Annotated in this window: 19 protein-coding genes, 1 tRNA gene and 1 pseudogene; 7 read left to right on the top strand and 14 right to left on the bottom strand. The window is 59.8% G+C overall.

The window, feature by feature from the left end:
• The 5 genes from BFP90_RS22685 to rfbB all read right to left on the bottom strand — a co-directional run.
• A partial coding sequence (locus BFP90_RS22685; protein WP_065898031.1) for a sensor histidine kinase occupies window positions 1-1292 on the bottom strand: 1292 nt, incomplete at its 3' end.
• 36 nt (window positions 1293-1328) lie between these two features.
• On the bottom strand, window positions 1329-2210 hold the full coding sequence (gene rfbD / locus BFP90_RS22680) for a dTDP-4-dehydrorhamnose reductase (protein ID WP_065898029.1): 882 nt from the start codon (window positions 2208-2210) through the stop codon (window positions 1329-1331).
• On the bottom strand, window positions 2207-2752 hold the full coding sequence (gene rfbC / locus BFP90_RS22675; RefSeq protein ID WP_065883191.1) for a dTDP-4-dehydrorhamnose 3,5-epimerase: 546 nt from the start codon (window positions 2750-2752) through the stop codon (window positions 2207-2209). Before rfbC ends, rfbD begins: the two co-directional genes overlap by 4 nt.
• Window positions 2749-3624: a glucose-1-phosphate thymidylyltransferase RfbA gene (gene rfbA / locus BFP90_RS22670; RefSeq protein WP_065883189.1), complete on the bottom strand. Its 876-nt coding sequence runs from the start codon at window positions 3622-3624 to the stop codon at window positions 2749-2751. Before rfbA ends, rfbC begins: the two co-directional genes overlap by 4 nt.
• The gene (gene rfbB / locus BFP90_RS22665; protein WP_032894082.1) at window positions 3621-4703 is read right to left on the bottom strand and encodes a dTDP-glucose 4,6-dehydratase; all 1083 of its coding nucleotides are present in this window, start codon (window positions 4701-4703) and stop codon (window positions 3621-3623) included. The genes rfbA and rfbB overlap by 4 nt, the downstream gene beginning before the upstream one ends.
• 151 nt (window positions 4704-4854) lie before the next feature.
• Between rfbB and BFP90_RS29730 the strand changes: the two are divergent.
• The 3 genes and pseudogenes from BFP90_RS29730 to BFP90_RS22655 form a co-directional block, all read left to right on the top strand.
• A pseudogene (locus tag BFP90_RS29730) lies at window positions 4855-5039 on the top strand (hypothetical protein); the annotation flags it as partial.
• Window positions 5040-5172: 133 nt separating this feature from the next.
• A complete protein-coding gene (gene aguA / locus BFP90_RS22660) occupies window positions 5173-6279 on the top strand; it encodes an agmatine deiminase (protein WP_057725458.1) in 1107 nt (368 codons plus the stop codon).
• A gap of 235 nt (window positions 6280-6514) precedes the next feature.
• Window positions 6515-6730: a hypothetical protein gene (locus BFP90_RS22655; protein ID WP_065892665.1), complete on the top strand. Its 216-nt coding sequence runs from the start codon at window positions 6515-6517 to the stop codon at window positions 6728-6730.
• A 26-nt stretch (window positions 6731-6756) separates the two neighbouring features.
• Here BFP90_RS22655 and BFP90_RS22650 read toward each other — a convergent pair whose 3' ends face one another.
• Window positions 6757-8844, bottom strand: a complete 2088-nt coding sequence (locus tag BFP90_RS22650) for a TonB-dependent receptor (protein ID WP_065898028.1) — start codon at window positions 8842-8844, stop codon at window positions 6757-6759.
• A 408-nt stretch (window positions 8845-9252) separates the two neighbouring features.
• Here BFP90_RS22650 and BFP90_RS22645 point away from each other — a divergent pair, with 408 nt between their 5' ends.
• Window positions 9253-10539, top strand: a complete 1287-nt coding sequence (locus tag BFP90_RS22645) for an OprD family porin (protein ID WP_065892667.1) — start codon at window positions 9253-9255, stop codon at window positions 10537-10539.
• A gap of 77 nt (window positions 10540-10616) precedes the next feature.
• On the opposite strand, the gene BFP90_RS22640 is transcribed toward BFP90_RS22645, so the two are convergent.
• Together BFP90_RS22640 and BFP90_RS22635 are read right to left on the bottom strand one after the other, a co-directional pair.
• On the bottom strand, window positions 10617-11615 hold the full coding sequence (locus BFP90_RS22640) for an NADP-dependent oxidoreductase (protein WP_065898027.1): 999 nt from the start codon (window positions 11613-11615) through the stop codon (window positions 10617-10619).
• Window positions 11612-12394, bottom strand: a complete 783-nt coding sequence (locus tag BFP90_RS22635; protein ID WP_065898026.1) for an SDR family NAD(P)-dependent oxidoreductase — start codon at window positions 12392-12394, stop codon at window positions 11612-11614. The genes BFP90_RS22640 and BFP90_RS22635 overlap by 4 nt, the downstream gene beginning before the upstream one ends.
• Before the next feature lie 165 nt (window positions 12395-12559).
• Between BFP90_RS22635 and BFP90_RS22630 the strand changes: the two genes are divergently transcribed.
• Window positions 12560-13153, top strand: coding sequence for a TetR/AcrR family transcriptional regulator (locus BFP90_RS22630; protein WP_065898025.1), 594 nt, complete (start codon window positions 12560-12562; stop codon window positions 13151-13153).
• A 568-nt stretch (window positions 13154-13721) separates the two neighbouring features.
• Here BFP90_RS22630 and BFP90_RS22625 read toward each other — a convergent pair.
• Window positions 13722-13797: transfer RNA gene (locus BFP90_RS22625), tRNA-Thr, on the bottom strand.
• A 331-nt stretch (window positions 13798-14128) separates the two neighbouring features.
• Between BFP90_RS22625 and bcsQ the strand changes: the two genes are divergently transcribed.
• The gene (gene bcsQ, locus BFP90_RS22615; RefSeq protein ID WP_065898023.1) at window positions 14129-15028 is read left to right on the top strand and encodes a cellulose biosynthesis protein BcsQ; all 900 of its coding nucleotides are present in this window, start codon (window positions 14129-14131) and stop codon (window positions 15026-15028) included.
• Between the two features lie 241 nt (window positions 15029-15269).
• Here bcsQ and BFP90_RS22610 read toward each other — a convergent pair whose 3' ends face one another.
• The 5 genes from BFP90_RS22610 to BFP90_RS22590 form a co-directional block, all read right to left on the bottom strand.
• Window positions 15270-16457, bottom strand: coding sequence for a methyltransferase (locus BFP90_RS22610; protein ID WP_065898022.1), 1188 nt, complete (start codon window positions 16455-16457; stop codon window positions 15270-15272).
• Window positions 16438-17127: an ABC transporter permease gene (locus BFP90_RS22605; RefSeq protein ID WP_065892682.1), complete on the bottom strand. Its 690-nt coding sequence runs from the start codon at window positions 17125-17127 to the stop codon at window positions 16438-16440. Before BFP90_RS22605 ends, BFP90_RS22610 begins: the two co-directional genes overlap by 20 nt.
• Window positions 17128-17165: 38 nt before the next feature.
• Window positions 17166-17861: an ABC transporter permease gene (locus BFP90_RS22600; protein WP_065892679.1), complete on the bottom strand. Its 696-nt coding sequence runs from the start codon at window positions 17859-17861 to the stop codon at window positions 17166-17168.
• Window positions 17862-17935: 74 nt separating this feature from the next.
• Entirely contained in the window at window positions 17936-18688 is a 753-nt protein-coding gene (locus tag BFP90_RS22595; protein ID WP_005783892.1) for an ABC transporter substrate-binding protein, read from the bottom strand.
• A 13-nt stretch (window positions 18689-18701) separates the two neighbouring features.
• The gene (locus tag BFP90_RS22590) at window positions 18702-19475 is read right to left on the bottom strand and encodes an ABC transporter ATP-binding protein (protein ID WP_065898021.1); all 774 of its coding nucleotides are present in this window, start codon (window positions 19473-19475) and stop codon (window positions 18702-18704) included.
• 556 nt (window positions 19476-20031) lie between these two features.
• Here BFP90_RS22590 and gabP point away from each other — a divergent pair.
• The gene (gabP, locus tag BFP90_RS22585) at window positions 20032-21423 is read left to right on the top strand and encodes a GABA permease (protein ID WP_065892681.1); all 1392 of its coding nucleotides are present in this window, start codon (window positions 20032-20034) and stop codon (window positions 21421-21423) included.
• Window positions 21424-21680: the final 257 nt, after the last annotated feature.

Below are 21680 nucleotides of genomic sequence, written 5' to 3'. Positions count from 1 at the left end.
GCGAACGCGCGCAAGTGCGCGATGATCGACGCCATGCGCCCGGTCAGTTCGCTGATCAACTTGAGGTTACCGCGGGCATCGGCGGTGCGTTCATGGTCGAGCAGCACTTCAGCGTTTTCCGCGTAGCTGCGAATCGCCGCCAGGGGTTGGTTCAGTTCATGGCTGATGCTGGCCGACATGGTGCCCAGCGCCGAGAGTTTACCGGCCTGTACCAGGTCGTCCTGGGCGCGTACCAGTTCCTGCTGGGCGTGTTCGCGCTCCAGCACTTCCTGTTTCAGGCGCCGATTCAGGCCCTCCAGGTCGCTGGTCCGCTCGGCCACGCGCATTTCCAGCTCGCGGCGGGCCTTGGCTTCGAAGGCGATGCGCTCCAGATAATGGCGACGGCGCTGCATCATCAAGCCGAGCAGCAGCATCAGCACCAGCAATGTCGCGCCGCCGACGGCCACCACGGTGCGCACCGGGCGGTTGATCAGCGACTGTGGGGCGAGGATTTCCACGTTCCAGCCGGTTTCGGCGATGGCGGTGGATTGACGCAGCCAGGCGCTGCTGCTGAGGTTCAGTGGCTGCGGATCACGGGTCGGGTAGGGCTGGATGGCAATAATGGCCTGGCGTTCTTCGTCGGTCAGCGGGCGTGTGGCGCGGAACCGCCATTGCGGGCGCGAGGTGAGGATCACCACGCCATTGTGGTCGGTCACCAGCAGTTGTTCCGGGGTATTGCCCCACAGGCTCTCGGTGTGGTCCAGGTCGACCTTGACCACCAGCACACCGATGATTTTCTCATCATCGCGCACGGCGGCGGCGAAGAAATAGCCGCGCTTGGCCGAGGTGGTGCCCAGCCCGAAAAAGCGTCCCAGGCGCCCGGCCATGGCTTCGCTGAAATAGGGGCGAAAGGAAAAATTGCGCCCTACAAAGCTGTCTTGCTTATCCCAGTTGGACGCGGCGAGGGTCTTGCCGGTGGTGTCCATCAGGTACATCACCTCCACCCCGGCCTGGGCGGCGACATCCTTGAGCAGCACGTTGGCATTGACCAGGTTGGTGCTGATCTGCGGCGCATCCAGCGCGGTGCGCAGGGCCGGCAGGTCACCGAGGATCTGCGGCAGCACTTCATAGCGATGCAGGGTGCCCAACAGGTTGGCGACGTACAGGTCCAGGGTCTGACGGTTCTGCCCGGCCAGTTCGCTGCGGTAGTAGCGCTCGGCCAAGTGTTCCAGCGGCCATAGCAGCGGCGCCAGGCACAACGCCAACAGGGCCAGGCTGCGCCAGCGGGGTCTTCGTGGAAGAGGTGGGGTCATGGGGATCATGCGCCTGTGGGTACAGGCGCATTATGCCTAGTGCTGCCTGGCAAGACACTCGTGCAATGCGTCCTGCCATTGCGGCTGGCTGACGTGCCAGTGCTGCTGCAGGCGGCTGCAATCGAGGCGTGAGTTCAGCGGGCGCATGGCGGGTGTTGGGTAGGCGCTGGACGGGATCGCTTCCAGCTCGGCACAGGGTTTGCCTTCGGCACGCAGTTGCTCGCCAATCGCCTCGGCAAAGCCGAACCATGAGGTTTCACCCTGGGCAGTCAGGTGATAAACGCCCCACTCGCCGGCGTCACCGGCTTGCCAGCGCTCGATCAGTGCGCGCGTACTGTCGGCGATAGTCCCGGCCCACGTCGGCGCGCCGATCTGGTCGGCGACGATGCGCATCTGCGGTTTTTCCTGCAGCAGGCGCTGCATGGTCAGCAGGAAGTTCTTGCCGTGGCTGGAATACACCCAACTGGTGCGCAGAATCAGGTACTTGCCACCTACAGCCGCAATCGCCTGTTCACCCGCCAGTTTGCTCTGGCCGTACACACCCAGTGGGTTGGGCGTGTCGTTTTCGGTGTACGGGGCAGGTTTGCTGCCGTCGAACACGTAGTCGGTGGAGTAATGAATCAGCGGGATACCCAACGCCTTGGCTTCTTCGGCGAGAATGCCGGGAGCGATGGCGTTGATGGCGAAAGCTGCGTCCGGCTCGCTTTCGGCCTGATCGACCGCAGTGTGGGCGGCGGCGTTGATGATCAGGTCGGGACGGTGAGCGCGCACCTGTTGGCGAATCTGCTCGGCGTTGGCCAGATCAAGCTGGTCGCGGCCCAGCACGACGAGTTCGCCCAGGCCCTGGAGGCGCTGTTGCAGCGCCTGGGAGACCTGGCCGTGCTGACCGGTGATCAATATCTTCAGGGGCGCTGTCACGGGAACAGGTCCGCATCCTTCAGGCTTTTACCTACCTGATCCTTGGCGGACAGGGTCGGTGGGCCATCGAGCTGCCAATCGATATTGAGGTCCGTGTCGTCCCAGCGAATGCAACGCTCTGCCGACGGGGTGTAGTAATCCGTCGTCTTGTAGAGGAATTCGGCGTAATCGCTCAGCACAAGGAAACCGTGGGCAAAGCCCGGTGGTATCCACAGCTGCCGATTGTTTTCGGCAGACAGGCGCACGCTGGCCCATTTACCGAAATGAGGAGAGCTGCGGCGGATATCCACCGCCACATCCAGCACTTCCCCAGCCGTCACACGCACCAGTTTTCCCTGGGCGTGTTCGACCTGGTAGTGCAGGCCACGCAGCACGCCTTTCAAGGAGCGTGAGTGGTTGTCCTGCACAAACTGAAGTTTCAACCCGCTGGCGTTTTCAAACTCGCGGGCGTTGAAGCTCTCGTAAAAAAAGCCGCGGTCATCGCCGAATACTTTCGGTTCGATGACCAATACACCAGGCAGCTCAGTGGTGCTCACATTCATTTAGGGTTCCCGGCCAACATGTACAGATATTGACCATAGCCGGTTTTGCCGAAATATTTAGCCCGTTCCAGCAAATAGTCACGATCAATCCAGCCGTTGTCGTAGGCGATTTCTTCCAGGCAGGCGACTTTCAGGCCCTGGCGATGCTCGATGGTCTGCACGTAAGTGGACGCTTCCAGCAGGCTGTCATGGGTGCCGGTGTCGAGCCAGGCGAAGCCGCGCCCAAAACGTTCAACATGCAGGTCGCCGCGCTTGAGGTAGGCGTTGTTGACGTCGGTAATCTCCAACTCGCCGCGTGGCGAAGGCTGCACGGCCTTGGCGATCTTGATCACGTCGTTGTCGTAGAAATACAGGCCGGTCACCGCATAGCTGGATTTAGGCTTGGTCGGTTTCTCTTCAATCGACAGGGCGCGGCCGTCCTTGTCGAAATCGATCACGCCGAAACGCTCCGGGTCCTTGACCCAGTAGCCGAACACCGTGGCGCCGGATGGGCGTTTTGCGGCATTGCGCAGCTGATCACCGAAGTGCTGGCCGTGGAAGATGTTGTCTCCCAGGATCAGGCACACCGGGTCGTTACCAATGAACTCCTCGCCAATGATGAACGCCTGGGCCAAACCATCGGGCGAAGGCTGTTCTGCATAGCTGAAGCGCACGCCGAACTGGCTGCCGTCACCCAGCAGGTTGCGGTATTGCGGCAGGTCCACCGGCGTAGAAATCACCAGGATGTCCTTGATCCCCGCCAGCATCAGCACCGAGATCGGGTAGTAGATCATCGGCTTGTCATACACCGGCAACAGTTGTTTGGACACGCCCAGGGTAATGGGGTGCAAACGGGTGCCGGAACCGCCGGCCAATACAATTCCCTTCATCATGCGATCAGATCCTTTACGTCAGTATTGCCAAGTCGTTCACCTTGATAGCTGCCATCCTGGACCCTGCGGCACCATTCCAGGTTATCGAGGTACCACTGCACGGTCTTGCGCAGTCCGGTCTCAAAGGTTTCTTCCGGGACCCAGCCCAGTTCGCGCTCGATTTTGCTGGCGTCGATCGCGTAGCGTTGGTCGTGGCCCGGACGATCCTTGACGAAAGTAATCAGGTCGGTGAATTTTTCCACGCCGGCCGGACGCTGTGGCGCCAGCTCTTCCAACAGCGCGCAGATGCCGCGTACGACGTCGATATTCTTCTGTTCGTTGTGGCCGCCGATGTTGTAGGTCTCGCCCACCACCCCAGTCGTCACCACCTTCAGCAGCGCACGGGCGTGATCCTCGACGAACAGCCAGTCGCGCACTTGCAGACCATCGCCATACACCGGCAGCGGCTTGCCCGCGAGGGCGTTGAGAATCACCAGTGGGATCAGTTTCTCAGGGAAGTGGAACGGCCCGTAGTTGTTCGAGCAGTTGGTCAACAGCACCGGCAGGCCGTAGGTACGCTGCCAGGCGCGGACCAGGTGGTCGGAGGCTGCCTTGCTGGCCGAGTACGGCGAGCTGGGGGCGTAAGGCGTGGTTTCGGTGAACAGATCGTCCACGCCGTGCAGGTCGCCGTACACCTCGTCGGTGGAGATGTGGTGAAAACGGAACGCGCTTTTGGCCGGTTCAGCCAGCTTCTGCCAATAGGCACGGGTGGCTTCGAGCAGGCTGTAGGTGCCGACGATGTTGGTCTGGATAAAATCCGACGGGCCGTCGATGGAACGGTCCACATGGGACTCGGCCGCCAGGTGCATGATCGCGTCTGGCTCAAAGCGCGCCAGTACGGCGCTGACGGTGGCCTGGTCGATGATATCGGCCTGGACGAACTCGTAGCGGCTGTTGGACGCAATGCTGGCCAGCGACTCAAGGTTGCCGGCGTACGTGAGCTTGTCCAGGTTGAGCACTTCGTGCTCAGTGTGCTGGATCAGATGCCGGATCAGGGCCGAGCCAATAAATCCGGCACCGCCGGTGATGAGAATGCGCATGTCGAGGGCCTTTTCCTTAGACGGACATTAAGCGAAAGAAGCATAGCTTGAGTTGTGAATCGAACGGGCGCAAGCGCGGCGAGCAGGAGGGGTTGATTAACGCCCCCGAACAATGGCGATATAGACGCCTGATAAAACCGAGGTCGTCACAATGTTGCTCGCCCCATTGGTCCATCGCGCCAGTCTGCCGTGCCTCTGGTTGAGCCTTGAGCAGGCAGCTATCTGCTTGAGCACTGTTACGGCCTGAGTGGCACATTGCGATCTCTGGGCAGTCAGCAAGACCTTAACTTCAACATTGACAGTGCCCTGAGGGGCTTCGTTCTGAAAATTTGCCGGGTGACAGTTGTAAAAATCGATTGTTATCGGCTGAATGCGATTGTTTTTATAAAATTCCATATTTTTAAGCTACTAAAGCCGATATTTATCCGTTATAAAGTCGGCTTTCACCCCATTCGGAGCCTTCATCGTCATGACTACCTTGCACAGCACGCCTCGCGCCGATGGCTTTCATATGCCCGCCGAATGGGCGCCACAAACCCAGACCTGGATGATCTGGCCCGAGCGCCCGGACAACTGGCGCCTGGGCGGCAAGCCGGCGCAGGCGGCCCACGTGGCCGTGGCCAAGGCCATCGCACGGTTCGAACCGGTGACCGTCGCGGTTTCCGCCGGCCAGTACGAAAACGCCCGCAGCCGCCTCGACGTGCCGAATATCCGCGTGGTGGAGATGTCCAGCGACGACGCGTGGGTGCGGGACACCGGCCCGACATTCGTGATCAACGACAGCGGCGAAGTGCGCGGTGTGAACTGGGATTTCAACGCCTGGGGCGGGTTTGACGGCGGTTTGTATGCGCCGTGGAACCGCGACTCACAAGTGGGCGGCAAGATTCTCGAGATCGAGCGCGCCTCACGTTACCGCACCGAAGGCTTCGTACTGGAGGGCGGTTCCATTCACGTCGACGGCGAAGGCACCCTGATCACCACCGAAGAGTGCCTGTTGAACCGCAACCGCAATCCGCACCTGGATCGCGCAGCCATTGAAGCGGTACTCAGCGCCAACCTGGCTGTGGATAAGATCATCTGGTTGCCGGATGGCCTGTTCAACGACGAAACCGACGGCCATGTGGATAACTTCTGCTGCTACGTGCGCCCCGGTGAAGTGCTGCTGGCCTGGACCGACGACCCGCAAGACCCGAACTACGCGCGCTGCCATGCCGCCATGGACGTACTGCAAAGCAGCACTGACGCCCAGGGCCGCTCGTTCACGGTGCACAAGATGCCGATTCCAGGGCCGCTGTACGCTACCGAGGAAGAATGTGCCGGTGTCGATCCGGTGGACGGGAGCCAGGAACGTAATCCGAGCGTGCGCTTGGCCGGCTCCTACGTAAACTTCCTGATCGTCAACGGCGGCATCATCGCGCCGAGCTTCGACGACCCGCTGGACCACCAGGCCAAGCAGATCCTGCAGAACCTGTTCCCGCAACACGAAGTAGTGATGGTGCCGGGCCGCGAACTGTTACTGGGGGGCGGCAACATTCACTGCCTGACCCAGCAGCAGCCCGCCCCGCAGAGAAATTGAGTGCAGTTGTAACAGTGCCTTGATGGCGAGTGAGCACCGCGAGATAGCGGTGTTCCAGGCAAGCCCGTGGCCCTGCAAGGTCGCGGGCTTTTTTGCTTCTCAATACCCGTGAATACGGGACATTGGCATAGCTCTTGTATCGCAGAGAGGCGACAGGGACTCAGGTCAAGACCGCGTTGTTCTGTCACATACCTTGAGTACGTTAGCCGCTCACGCAGCAGGAGAGAGCGCTGAAATGAATGCCGAAATCAACCCGATCTACATGCGCACGTTCCACCCGGTGCGGGTCGATGGCGATGCCATCCACGCGCTGGGGCTCTGGTTGAGGGAAAACGGCTCGCGGCAAGTCAGGCAACAGCCTGACTTGCGCAGCGTGATGAGCGAACGCTACCCGGCGGGTTTGTTCACGGAGGATGAGGTGCAGGTGTTGTGCGAGCTGATGAGTCACTGAACAGCTGCCACATCGCGCGAGAAACTTTAGAAGCTGTAGGTGCCTGTCACCACCACGCTACGCGGCTCCCCCGGCTGAATCTGCGCGACGCTGGTGGCCGAGGCGTAGTAGCGTTTGTCGGCGATATTGTTCAGCGCAGCCCTCACGTCCCATTCTTTCTGACGGAACCCGGCCAGCGCGTCCCAGCGGCCATAACCGGGTAATACCACCGTGTTGAGGTTGTCGGCATAACGGTCACCGACCAGGGTCAGGCCGGTTTCCGCGTACCAGCCCATCTCCGGTTTCCAGGTGATGAACACGCTGGCATTGCGCTTGGCCACGTCGCTGATGCGCTTGCCTTCGAAACCGTTGTTGTCCTCCTCGACCTTGGCATCCTGCAGGCCGATGCCGCCGCGCACATACCAATTGCCGACGAGCTTGCCGGTGGCGGTCAGCTCGATGCCGCGCGAACGTTGCTTGCCTGTCAGCAGGGTAATGGTGCGGTCCAGCGGGTCGCTGGTGCGGCGGTTGTAGAGTTCAAGCTCGTACACCGCCAGGGTGGTGCTCAAGCGGTCGTCAAGCCAATCGCTTTTCACCCCGATTTCTTTCTGTTTGGTCAGCTCGGGGCTCAGGTCGTTGACGCTGCCGGCGGCGTTCGGCGTGATGCCGATCAAACCGCCGCCTGCCGGGGAGAACGTCTTGCTCCACGAAGCATAGAAGGAGTGATGCTCCAGCGGCGTCCACACCAGGCCGACGCGGGGGCTGGTGCTGTGGCTTTTCACGTCCTGTTGAGTGTTGAGCAGCTTGTTGGTGGTGTCGACTTCGAAGCGGTCATAACGCAGCCCGCCCAACAGTTGCCACTGATCGTTCAGGCGCAGTTGATCCTGCACGTACAGGGCGCGGCTTTCGACTTCAGTGTGGTTGTCGCTCGAAACGCTCATGCGCCCGGTATGCCTGAGGTGACGGTTGGGTTGGTGCAGATTCAGGCTCGGTACAGCCTGGCCGCCCCGATTGGGCGCGGTGGCCGAGTAGAGTTTCGGGTCGCGGCGCTGGCTGCCCAGTTCAATCCCGGTGAGCAGGCGGTGCTCCAGCCCGAAGGTCTCGAAACCCCCTTCCAGTTCAAGGTTGTTGAACACGTTGCGGGTGGTCAGGTCCTGCTGCCAGTGCTGGCGGCTGACGGTGTTGGTTCTCGCGTCGTAGCCGGTCTGGTAGGTGTTGTCGAAATCGCTGTCGAGCTTGAACACGCCCAGGGTGTGGCGCAGTTGCCAGTTGTCGTTGAGCTCATAGGCCAGTTTGGAGCGCAGGGACTGGGATGTGTCATCGATGTAATCGCCGCTGGAGAAATAGGTAGTGCTGCGGCTCACATCCGCAGGACGCCCATTGACGCCAGGAATGCCGCGGTCCGGCGTGCGGTTGTAGCGGCTGTATTCGTATTGCACCAGCCAGTTCAGCTCGGGCGTGAGTTGCCAGCTCATCGACGGCGCGAACAACTGGCGGTTGCCACTGACGCCATCGCGAAAGCTGTTGTTGTCCTGGTTGCCCATGTTCAGGCGCAGGCTGATGTTATCGCTGGGGTCGGTACTCAGGTCGGCGTACAGGCTGCGCAAATCGTTGCTGCCGCCCTGGGCTTCTAAGCTGGATGCGCGGCCGGGACTTGGCAGTTTGCTCACACGGTTGACGATCCCGCCCTGGCCGCCGCGCCCGTAAAGCACCGCTGCCGGGCCCTTCAGCACCTCGATACGCTCGATGTTGTGCAGGTCACGCACGTATTGGCTGTCGTCGCGGATGCCGTCCAGGTAAAAGTCATTGCTCGCATCGAAACCGCGGATACGCAGGCTGTCGAAGCGCGTGTCGGCGCCGCTGCTGACGTTGGGGATACCGCTCAACGCCTGGCCCAGATCGTGGGTGCCATAGGCGCGCAGGCTGTCGGTTTTCACCGAATCAATCGCCTGGGGCACGTAACGCACGGCGGTCGCGGTGCGCGTGGCAGTGGTGCTTTGCTTGATGCGTGGGTCGTCTTCGTCGAGTTCCGCGCTGATCGAGGTGGCAGGCAACACTGTGGTAGCACAGGCAAAACCGGCAGACAGCACAGCAGAAAGCCCAAGAAGAACGGGCGTCAGGCGAGGGGCAGGCATGGGAAAAAGTGTCCGAATTGTCAGGGATGAGAAAGCGCGCAAATGGTAATGCTTTGCATTTGCTTGCGGGATCTATTCCCAAACGTATCGTCGGTTAATTTGTTACTTAGTGTGTTTTTTTGCAGGGGCTGTTGGGATTTTTGGACGGTTACCCAAGCGCAATAGGTCTGTGCTTAGAATTATTTAGCCTAAATACAGGTGCTTCACGAAATTGACACATAGTTCAACGCGCGCATAGGATTGCGCCCAACGCCTGTGGCTGACAGCCATGACTCATCCAATAAGAAAAGGCCCGCGGCAGTTCAGTCGTCCGCGGGCCTTGTTTTTTTTGGAGAAAGTCGACACCGGAAAATGATAGGGGCCTGGTGTCATAGCGCGTACTCAACCAGTAATAAGGAATATAAGAACATGTTGAAGCAACGGATGAGTCTGATCGCTCTGGGGATTTTGAGCGCATCGACAGCCATGGCGAACGACCAGGAGCAATCCAAGGGTTTCGTCGAAGACAGCCACCTGAACATCGCAGCACGCAACGCCTACATCAGCCGTGACTACAAAAACGGCAAGCAGGACAAAGCCGAGTGGGGCCAGGGCTTCATCGGCAAGTTCGAGTCCGGTTTCACCCAGGGCACGGTAGGGGTGGGTGTGGACGTGATCGGCCAATACGCCATCCGTCTGGACGGCGGTAAAGGTCGCAGCGGCGCCGGCGGTATCGATTTCTTCAAGCAAGGCGACAGCGGCGAAGCGGCCAACGATCTGGCCAAAGGCGGCGCAGCCGTCAAGGCGCGCATTTCCAACACCGTGATCAAATACGGTCAGCAGATGCCGGCCGTGCCGGTCCTGCAGTACGACAACTCGCGCCTGTTGTCGGAAACCTACGAGGGCACCTCGATCGTTTCCAAGGAAATCGCCGGCCTGCAACTGGACGCCGGTCACTTCACCAAGGAAGCCCGCAAGAGTGCCGAAGGCAGCGACAGCGGCCGCCTGAAGAGCATCAACTACATCGGTGGCAGCTACAAATTCACCGAAAGCCTGTCGGCTGCCCTGTATGCCTCCGATATGCAGGACGTGCTGAAGAAGCAATACGTCAACGTCAACTACGTGCTGGCGCTGCCAGAGAAACAGTCGCTGACCTTTGACTTCAACGGCTACAAAACCAAGCTGGACCGCAGCTTCGCCCTGGAAAACCAAGGTGATGCGGACGCACGCGACAACAAAATCTGGAGCCTGGGCGCTACCTGGGCTGTTGGCCCGCACAGCTTCACCGTCGCTCACCAGCGCAGCACCGGCGACACCGGCTACCTGTACGGCGGCTACCGCAACGCCGGCGGCATCGGCGATGGCGGCAATACCATCCTGCTGGCCAACTCCTACTGGTCCGACTTCAACGGCAAGGACGAGCGCTCCTGGCAGGCCGGCTACGGCATCGACTTCACCACCTTCGGTGTACCGGGCCTGACTTACAACGTTGCCTACGTGCGCGGTACCAACATCGACGACGGCACCGGCCGTGGCGATGGCACCGAGCGCGAAATCTGGAACCAGTTCAAGTACGTGGTCCAAAGCGGCCCGGCCAAAGACCTGAGCCTGCGTGCGCGTGCCTCGTGGTTGCGCGTTTCCAACAACGCCAGCAACTACAACGTAGGCGGTAACGAGCTGCGCCTGTTCGCCGACTACCCGATCAATGTTTTCTGATTGATCGCACGTCGTGCCTGATACCAGGCCATGAAAAACCCCGACTGGCTCGGGGTTTTTTTATGCTCGAAATAAGCTTATTGGAGGGTGATGGTGACCTTGCCTTTTGCCCTTCCCTGATCGACGTACCGCAATGCCTGCGCGGTCGATTCGAAAGGAAAGGAGCGGTCGATGACCGGTTTGATAACGCCCGCCTCGATCAGCGCAGTGATTTTCTGCAGTTGTATTCCATCGGCATGCATAAACAAAAATGCATAGCTCACCCCGCGCTTGCGGGCTTTTCTGCGAATGCCGCTGCTCAGCAGGCGCATGACCTGCCCCAGCACCCAGGGCAAGCCCTGCGATTGGGCAAATTGCGCGGTGGGCGGTCCTGACAGAGAAATAAGCTGTCCACCAGGCTTGAGCACCTTGAGCGACTTCTCCAGTACATCGCTGCCGAGGCTGTTCAATACCATGTCGAAATCGTGCAACTCGTTGGCAAAATCCTGCTGTTTGTAATCGATGACCACATCTGCCCCAAGTGCTTTCACCCATTCGACATTCGCCGTACTGGTGGTGGTCGCCACGAAGGCGCCGAGGTGCTTGGCGAGCTGGATGGCGAGCGTGCCGACACCGCCGGAACCGGCATGAATCAACACCTTCTGGCCTCTTTTCACCTGGGCGGTTTCAACCAGCACCTGCCAGGCCGTCAAGGCGGCCAAGGGCATGGCAGCCGCTTCGGCCATGCTCAGGTTCGAGGGTTTGAACGCCAGCGCGTTTTCATGCACGGCGATCAACTCGGCAAAGGTCCCGATCCGTGACTCGGGAGGGCGTGCATAGACCTCGTCTCCCGGCTTGAATCGCGTGACCGCCGCACCTGTGCGAACCACCACTCCGGCCAGATCATTGCCCAATATCAACGGAAACCTGTAGGGCAGGATCAGTTTGAACTCCCCCGTGCTGATCTTGGAGTCCAGCGGGTTCACGCTTGCTGCATGCACCTGGATCAGCACGTCATGCACACCGACCGCAGGGTCAGGTACATGGCCAATCATTCCGTCTTGCTTGCCGTAGCGATCGATAAAAAATGCCTTCATGGTAGATAGCGCTGCGCCACGGTGGACTGCTTGACCTGCGCCAAAAGCCCCTGGCGCGCGGTTTGCAGCGCATCCCAACGCTCGCCGTCCTGCAGCGCGGGAATGGTCACTGGTTCGCGACGGTCGAAGCCGAGCAGTGCGGCATCCACCAGCGCATCCACTTCCATGATTTCGCTCAAGGTGTTGATGTCGATACCGGCGCGATCCCAGATCTCCGTGCGGGTCGCGGCGGGCAGCACGGCTTGCACGTAAACACCCCGAGGCGACAGTTCCAGGCTCAGTCCTTGGGACAGGAACAGCACAAACGCCTTGGTCGCCCCATACACCGACATGCCGAACTCAGGCGCCAGCCCCACCACCGAACCGATGTTGATGATCGAGCCTTCACCTGCCTTGGCCAGGCGTGGCGCGATGGCGCTCGCGAGCCGCACCAGCGCGGTGGTGTTGAGGGCCACCAGTTGCGCAACGCTGTCAGTGCTTTGCTCGATAAACGTGCCCGATTGTGCGGCGCCGGCATTGTTGACCAGGATACCGATGCGCGCGTCATCGCGCAGGCGCGCTTCGACGGCGTGCAGGTCGTTGAGTTGCGTCAGGTCGGCCTGGAGCACATCGATGGCGACGTTGTGTTTGTCGCGCAGGGTCGCGGCGAGCGTTTCCAGGCGAGAATGATCGCGGGCGACCAACACCAGATCATGCCCGCGTTGGGCGAAACGCTCGGCATAAACCGCGCCGATGCCAGTGGAAGCGCCAGTGATGAGAACGGTAGGGCGAGTAGTCATGATGTCAGCTCTTTGGTCAGGGACGGAGATTTCCGTGCGTTTGGAGGAAGGTCATACCGCTGGTGATTAGGATGATGATCGAAATCTAAGCTGTCAACGGTTTTGATTATGAACGACATCTATGTATCATTGGCCAGTGCATCCAGTGGTAGAGAGGAATCGAACATGCGCGTATCCAAGGCCCAGGCCCAGGCAAACCGGGAGCACATCGTCGAAACGGCGTCAGTCGTGTTTCGCGAGCGCGGCTTTGACGGCGTCGGCGTGGCCGACCTGATGGCCGCCGCCGGCTTCACCCATGGCGGCTTCTACAAACACTTCGGCTCCAAGGCTGACCTGATGGCCGAAGCTTCGGCCAACAGCCTCGCGCAATCCCTGGCCGGTGCCGAAAAACTGAGTGTGAAGGACTTCATCGATCTATACGTGTCCAGGGAACATCGTGACGGCCGCGCCACGGGTTGCACCATGGCGGCGTTATGCGGTGACGCGGCGCGTCAGTCGGGGGAATTGAAGTCGGCCTTCGCTGGAGGCATCGAACGCTTGTTGCAGACGCTCGGCGAAAAATGCCCGACTGGCCCGGATGAAGTGCCGGAAGAGGCGCGGGCGAAAATGATTGATCTACTGGCGAGGGCGGTGGGCGCGATTATGTTGTCGCGTGCTTGCCCGGATGATTCGGCGTTGGCGGATGAGATTTTGGAGGTGTGTAGGGCGCGGATGGGTGGGTCGTTGTCAACTCCAGAGAAGGCCGTTCCTCAAAGGTAGCCAGCACTGCTGTTCGCATAGCGTCCCAACTGCTTATGGCATTGGCGAAGTCAGCAATATTCAACAAGCATCGACTTGCTGAGGTTATTTCTTCTTCGGATTCGTAGATGCCTGATGCAAGGATGGCAGGAAAATCCAGGGTGAAATCGTCAGATAAGTTTTGCGTCCAACCCAATAGGTGGTCCAGGTTATCAACCCTGGCCCGCATGTTTTCACCCGGGTTTCTACACCCTTGCTTGGGGTGCGTGGATGACGCGGAAAGGGCTGATAACCAATGCGACATGCGTGTACAACGCACGGCTGTCTCGCGCCAGCGTTTGATAGCCGAGGTTGAGGGAGCGACTTTTGCTTTTGCCGCAGAGCAGCAATATGTCACCGGGAGCGGCGGCCCGGCTCAACGCGGCATCATTACTCATCAGTTTGCGGGTTCTTCATGCCGACGCTACGTAGCAGGCTGAAAACGAAGTGTGGACGTTTTTTGGACGTTTTGAAGAAAACGGCTCATTAAAATTTTGAGATTTCCAAACCCCAGAAACCACAAAGCCCCGCATTGCGGGGCTTCGAGATATGGTGCCGGCACCAGGAGTCGAACCCGGGACCTACTGATTACAAGTCAGTTGCTCTACCAACTGAGCTATACCGGCGTGTTAGGGCGACGATTATAGCGACTGAAAAGGTTCTGTAAACCCCTGAATTCTGACTATTTTTGCAAACCCTGTGGTTTTTCGCGATCGCCGTGTTTTTTCCGCATTTTCACCGCCTGAAAACCTGCACAGACAAATACACCAAGGAAGGTCATAAAATTGACCATTTACCGTTCATCCAAAATTTCATCGCCAATAGCACCAAAATAATGACACTCGCCACCCTGTTGTCACAGAATGCCCCACACAAGGGCGACTAATAATAAGACCTGCGGTAAGTACCCGCGCTTGCCGAGCTTCACGTCTTAAGTTGCGTCGTGAGGAGCAGGTAATGGGGCTTGGCAGAGAAATCCTGGCGTTATTCGGCAAGGACGTCATCCGTGATGCCGACGGCATCAATGCGCGAATGCATTTTTTCGGCACGATCCCTCAAGAATCTCATCAACCTGTCCAGCCGCTGGAGAGCCCTGTGTTGCGTCCAAAAATAGTGGCGCTGGTATCTATCAATGGCGGTGTGGGTCGCAGCACTCTGGTGACGGCGTTGAGCAGCGGTTTACAGCGTCATGGGGAGTCGGTGGTGGCGCTGGATCTGGACCCGCAGAATGCCTTGCATCACCACTTTGGCGTCAGTTGCACATTGCCGGGTATCGGGCGCACCAGCCTGGAGCATGGGCAATGGGGCCCGCTGCAGCAGTTGGGTTTTGCCGGGTGCCGGGTGATTACTTTCGGCGATATCGATGTCCAGCAGCAGGAGAGCCTGGAGCGTTGGCTCAAGCAGGAGCCCGCCTGGCTGGCGCGACGTCTTGGGGCATTGGGTTTGAGCGAGCGGCAGACGGTGATTATCGATACGCCCGCCGGTAATAACGTGTATTTCCATCAAGCGCTGAGCGTTGCCGATGTGGTGTTGGCGGTCGTGCAGCCGGACGCTGCGTGCCTTGTCACGCTGGATCAGCTGGATACGCTGCTTGCGCCGCATCTTGAAGGCCAGTGCCCACCTGCCGTGCAAGTGGTGGTTAACCAGGTGGATGAGCGCAGTGCGTTCAGCCTGGACATGGTCGAGACGCTCCAACATCGGCTTGGCAGAGAGCTGTTTGAAGTTCACCGCGACATGGCGATCAACGAAGCGTTGGCCTCTGCGGCAGACCCCTTGGATAACGTGACGAAGCGGCTCGCCAGTGACGACATCAATGCGCTGTGCCTGCTGCTGAAGGCATCGAAAAAAAACGCGTGAAAGCGCGGTTTATACGGTTTAGCCCAGATGCTTATGCACAATCGGTTAGTAACAGGCGTCACATAACCGCCATTTTGTGGAGGCGTTCTCAACACGCTGCAACTGCCTGTTTTGTGTGCGTTTTATTTTGTGAACAAAAAATGACCAGTGCTGCTTTTGGTCTGTAGCGCTGATGGTTACAGTCTTCGTAAAGAATTCATCAACAGAGTTATCCACAGGGCGCTGTAGGAATTTTTGCCCCTTAATCGCGCTGGGCCAGCACCATCAAGTTGCGTGGCGTGAGGCTCGGTTCACAGAAGCTGCCCAGCTCGACGTTGTAACCCTGCTCCATCAGGAACAGGGCCCGATCCAGCACCAGCCATAATTCCAGCGGGCGACGAAACAGGCCTCTGACCAATTCCAGGTTTCGTACTTCGGCCAGGCGCCGCCAGCCATGGGCTTCCAGCGCCAGCCAATCCTGATCACCTGTGGATAAACCCTTGAGGCGTGCCAGCTCCCGGCAATATTCAGCGAAAGATTTATCCAGCCATTGGGCGGGCAGGGAGGGCGTGGGCAGGTAGTCGTCGCATCCGCGCAATTGCCGTTGCAGGCGGTCGAACCCCAGGCGCCGGGCCATGGAGGTATCGCGTTGCTGGCGTACGCGGTTGCCGGCGGTGACGGTTTCGCTCAGCGGCAGGCCCAGGTCATCGATTGACAGTTGCAGGGCAGAGGCGCGCCCGGTCGCGGACAGCGCTTGATAGCGGTCCGCGTTGATGCGGTTATAGCAGCACGGTGCCAGCGCCAGTTGTTTGCAGCCGGCAGCGCTGGCCAGTTGCAGCATGCGCACGTGGAGGTCGCCACAGGCGTGCAGGGCGACTGGCGTGTGTTCGGAGTTGATCGTGACCTCTGCCATCACGTCTTGCAGGCGATGGCTGACGGGCAAACCGTGGTGATCGCTCAAGGCTTTGCCTGAGGCGATCAGGGCCGGATCATATTCCAGGCAGGTCAGTTGTTGGCCAGGTTGCAGCAGGCGGCGGCCTAGGTGGCCTTTGCCGGCGCACCAGTCCAGCCAGTGGTTGGGCGTTACGGCAAAATTCAGGGCGGCGCCGAAGGCTTCGATCTGTTGCCATTTACGCCCCGGAACGTCGACATTCAGGCGATGGCCTGCGGGTGCAAGCGCGTGTGTCGGCAACTTATCCACAGTGCCCACGCGCAGCGCCAGGGCCGCCAGTTGTGGAAAAGGCGCGGGCGCCGGCAGGTCGTGGGGATGATTGTGACTGGCTTCGGCGTCGTCCAGCGAGCGCTGGCGTAGCCACTGTGATAACGCGCGATGCTCGGTTTCCCAGGGTAATTGCAGGTGGGTGAAGGGCCGTGGTCGCCACAGCCCCTGGTGCTCGATCAGAAACGCATCCAGTGCCTGGAAGCGTGCCTCAACGTCCTTGGCACGCATCGACGCGCAGCCATTTTTCCAGCAGTTTGAAACCGCGCACCAGCACATAGGCCATCAACAGGTAGAACAGCCCGGCCGCGAAGAAGATCTCCACCGGCAAGTAGGTGCGCGCGATGATGGTCCGGGCCATGCCGGTCAGTTCCAGCAAGGTCACGGTGCTGGCCAGGGCGCTGGCCTTGAGCATCAGGATCACTTCGTTGCTATAGGCCGGCAGGCCGATACGCGAGGCGCGGGGCAGGATGATGTAGAACAGCGTCTTGGGCCTGGACATGCCCAGGGCGCGAGCGGCTTCGATCTCGCCTGGGGGAATGGCCTGGATCGCACCGCGCAGGATTTCAGCGATATAGGCGGCGGTGTGCAGGGTCATGGTGGCGGTGGCGCACCAGAACGGATCGCGCAGGTAGGGCCACATGAAGCTGTGGCGCACGGCGTCGAACTGCGCCAGGCCGTAATAGACCAGGAACAACTGCACCAGCAGCGGCGTGCCACGGAAGAAGAAAATGTAGCCATAGGGCAGGGCGCTCACGTACCAGCGGCGCGAAGACCGAGCGATGCCGAGCGGGATCGCCAGCAACAGGCCGGCAATCACGGCGATCGCCACCAGCTCCAGGGTCAGGGTTGCGCCCTGGGCCAATTTAGGCAGCCACTTGATGATTACGGCCCAGTTCAGGCCCAGGTCGAAATGCGACAGCCAGCTGTAGTCACCGCTCATTGGGCGCTCCTTGCAAAGCCGCGGGCGGCGCGTTTTTCCAGGAAGTGCATGCTGGTCATGGCCAGTACGGTCAGGCCCAGGTACATGAATGCGGCGACCATGAAGAAGGTGAACGGCTGCTTGGTCACGGTCACGCCGATCTGCGCGTGGCGCATGATTTCTTCCAGGCCGATCACTGACACCAGCGCAGTGTCCTTCATCAGGATCATGAACAGGTTGCCCAGGCCCGGCAGGGCGATGCGCCACATCTGCGGCATGATCAGTCGCGTGAAAATCCGGAATTTCGACAGTCCCAATGCCACACCGGCTTCGCGGTGGCCCTTGGGAATGGCGAGGATCGCGCCACGGAACACTTCCGTGGCGTAGGCGCCAAAGCACAGGCCCAGTGCGATGACCCCGGCGGCAAAGGCGCTCAGGGAAAGGTCGGGGTTACCAAAGAACTCCCCGAGGGCGCGCATCAGGTTGACGGTGCCGAAATAAATCAGCAGCACCCACAGCAATTCGGGAATACCGCGAACGATGGTCGAATAGGTACCGCCCAGCCATTGCAGCGGCTTGTACGGTGAAGTCTTGGCCAGGGCCCCGGCCAGACCCAGCACCAGCCCCAGGCACAGGGCCGTGAGCGCCAGTTTGACGGTCATCAGCGCGCCGGCGGCAAGCGCCGGGCCGAATCCGTAGAGATCGAAATTCATGGTGTTTTCATATCGCGGCAGGCATTGCTGAAAGCCGACGCGCTCAGGTGAGCGCGCCGGGCAGACCGTTCAGATCATTCGATGCTGAACGGGAAGTACTTGTCGTTGATCTTCTTGTAGGTGCCGTCTGCCTTGATCTCTGCCAGGGCTTTGTTCAGGCGCTCGCGCAGCGGGTCGCCCTTGCGTACGGCGATGCCGATCTTGTCGCTCTCTACAACCGGGTCGCCCTTGAATTCATAGGCCGAACCGTCTTTGCTCTTGAGCCATTCGTACTGCACGTACTTGTCGGCCAGGATGCCGTCGAGGCGGCCGGACGTCAGGTCGAGGTAGGCGTTTTCCTGGGTGTCATACAGCTTGGCCTCGGTGTCGGGCAGCTTGTCTTCCAGGTAGGTACCGGCCAGCGTTGCACGTTGTGCACCGATCACCTTGCCCTTGAGGTAGGCGGCGTCGGTCTTGAAATCCGCCGTGGCTTTGGGCGCAATGAACTGCAGCTTGTTGGAGTAGTACGGGTCGGTAAAGTCGACGGCCTGCTTGCGCTCATCGGTGATGGACAGCGAGGACACCAGGAAGTCGAACTTCTTGGCGTTCAGGGCCGGGATGATGCCGTCCCAGTCGGACACATACACTTCGCACTTCTCGACTTTCATCTTGGCGCACAGGGCGTCGCCGATGTCCTTGTCGAAACCGACGACATTGCCGCTGGCGTCTTTATTGTTGAAGGGCGGGTAGGCCGCTTCGATCCCCATCTTCAAGGTTTCCGCCATGGCCGTGGCGCTGAACGCCATCGAGACGGCCGCGGCCAGAAGGAATTTTTTATAGGTCTGCATGCATGTTGCTCCGTTAGCGGTTGCTGGACATGAATTGTTTGCAGCGCGCCGAAAGCGGGTTGTCGAACACCTGCTGTGGCGATCCTTGCTCTTCGACCAAGCCCTGGTGCAGGAACACCACTTCGCTGGACACTTGGCGGGCGAAGCCCATTTCGTGGGTGACCAGCAGCATGGTGCGGCCTTCTTCGGCCAGCGCGCGGATCACATTAAGTACTTCCTGGACCATTTCCGGGTCAAGCGCCGACGTCGGCTCATCGAACAGAATGACTTTAGGCTGCATGGCCAGCGTTCGCGCAATGGCGGCGCGTTGTTGCTGGCCACCGGACAGTTGCGCCGGGTAGGCGTAACGCTTGTCAGCGATGCCGACCTTGGCCAGCAGGGCTTCGGCCACTTCTGTCGCCTCGGCCTTGCTCTGGCCGAGTACACGGCGAGGCGCCTCGATGATGTTGTCGAGGATGCTCATGTGCGGCCACAGGTTAAAGTTTTGAAACACAAAACCGATTTCGCTGCGCAGGCGGTTGATCTGCTTGCCGTCGGCGGCAAACAATTCGCCGTTTTTCGCGGCCTTGAGCTTGAGTTCTTCACCGGCCACCAGGATCTGCCCCTGGTGCGGGTTTTCGAGCAGGTTGATGCAGCGCAGGAAGGTGGACTTGCCGGAGCCGGAGGAACCCAGGATCGAGATCACATCGCCGTCGCGAGCGGTCAGCGAGATACCTTTGAGTACCTCCAGCTCACCATAGCGTTTATGCAAGTTGCGGATTTCAAGCGCGGGCGTGGCCTCGGCCATGTGCGGTCCTCATTGTGTTCGTTGCGATCTTCGCTGTTGGGCCGCCTTCCTGGCGAGGCGCCAAGCTAGCATAGCGTTTGGATGACAGCCAACAGCGCTGCGGACGGTTAACGGGTGGTCTGCGGCAGGGTGTCGCATCGGCACAGCGGCGTGTCGCGCCATCTACAACCGAACAGACGTTTGAACCCGGGGCATCTACAGGCTTCGCGTAAAAAAGGGCGCGATGGTGCCAGCTTTGGGCAGGTGTTGGAAGGGTTAACCGGGCAAACGGCGCTTATCAGCGCTTTAATGGAGCGTCACGCACTTTCTGTGTGTGTTTTTGGTGCACCTGTCCGTCTGCAAGGTGAGTCGCACGGTAACGCTATAGCGGAATGCCATTGTTCTCAAAGACTTGCGATCACTACTGAATTTTCCTACAGCCCACGTCAACTGTGCCTCTGTTACATTTTGGCGCAAATCTTGCGTAAAAAATAAAGAACGCCCTGTTGGTTTCTTTTCACGAGAAAGACCGCAGGCCCGGCGAACCGTTTTCGCAATTCCTCGCAAAGGTGTGTCAATGAGTAGTACGCAAAGCTCCAATGACCTCGAACAGGGGCTCAAACCGCGGCATGTCACCATGCTGTCGATTGCCGGTGTTATCGGTGCCGGTTTGTTCGTCGGCTCCGGCCACGCGATTGCCGCCGCCGGCCCGGCCGTACTGCTGGCCTATGCGGCTGCCGGTACGCTGGTGGTACTGGTAATGCGCATGCTTGCCGAGATGGCGGTTGCGTCGCCGGACACCGGCTCATTCTCGACTTACGCCGACCGTGCAATCGGCCACTGGGCCGGGTTCACCATCGGCTGGTTGTACTGGTGGTTCTGGGTGCTGGTGATTCCGCTGGAAGCCAACGCGGCGGCGACCATCCTGCATGCCTGGTTCCCCGACGTGGCGATCTGGGCTTTTACCCTGATCATTACCTTGCTGCTGACCGCGACCAACCTGTTCAGTGTGAAGAACTACGGTGAGTTCGAGTTCTGGTTTGCGCTGATCAAGGTCGTGGCGATCGTGGGCTTCGTTATCCTCGGCCTGGCGGCGATTTTCGGCTTGCTGCCCACCAGCCAGGTCAGCGGCGTATCGCACCTGTTCGACACCCAGGGCTTTATGCCGAACGGCATGGGCGCGGTGCTGGCGGCGATCCTGACCACCATGTTCTCGTTCATGGGCACTGAGATCGTCACCATTGCCGCCGCGGAGTCGAAGAATCCCGGCCAGCAAATCACCAAGGCCACCAACTCGGTGATCTGGCGGATTGGTTTGTTCTATCTCTTGTCGATCTTCATCGTCGTGTCCCTGGTGCCGTGGAACGATCCGACACTGGCTGCAGTGGGTTCCTACCAGACCGTGCTCGAGCGCATGGGCATTCCGAACGCCAAGCTGATCGTCGACCTGGTGGTATTGGTTGCCGTGACCAGTTGCCTCAACTCGGCGCTGTACACCGCCTCGCGCATGCTGTTCTCCCTGGGTCGTCGTGGTGATGCCCCGGCTGTGGCCAAGCGCACCAATAAAAGCGGTACGCCTTACTGGGCGGTGCTGCTGTCCACCGGCGCTGCGTTCCTGGCGGTATTTGCCAACTATGTGGCACCGGCGGCGGTCTTTGAATTCCTGCTGGCCAGTTCCGGCGCCATTGCCCTGCTGGTGTACCTGGTGATCGCAGTGTCACAACTGCGCATGCGTCAGAAGCGTGCGGCGGCGGGTGAGAAGATTGTCTTCAAGATGTGGCTGTTCCCGGGCCTGACCTACGCGGTGATGGTGTTTATCGTGGGTACATTGACCATCATGCTGTTCCAGGAAGCCCATCGGGTCGAAATCATCGCGACGGGCGTTCTGAGCTTGCTGGTGGTGTTGGCGGGGCTGTTTGTTGCCAGTCGTCGCAAGGCCCAGAGAGCCGGCGCTCCCGTACTGAACTGACAACATGTAGATCAAAAAATGTGGGAGGGGGCTTGCCCCGATAGTGGTGGGTCAGTTGACAAATAGGTGACTGACCCACTGCCATCGGGGGCAAGCCCCCTCCCACATTTGTATATGTCAGTCTGCTGAGTTCGTCAGCGCTTGGGATGCGGCGATTCGATCCACGCCAATGTACGGCAGCGAGTGAGCTGTTCCAGGAAGCCCATCGGGTCGAAATCATCGCGACGGGCGTTCTGAGCTTGCTGGTGGTGTTGGCG

Origin of the sequence: Pseudomonas sp. 24 E 13 (genome assembly GCF_900004715.1) — a bacterium.
GTDB lineage: Bacteria > Pseudomonadota > Gammaproteobacteria > Pseudomonadales > Pseudomonadaceae > Aquipseudomonas > Aquipseudomonas orientalis_A.
The sequence above is the reverse complement of the archived record's forward strand: the minus strand, read 5'-3'. Positions and strand labels throughout refer to the sequence as shown.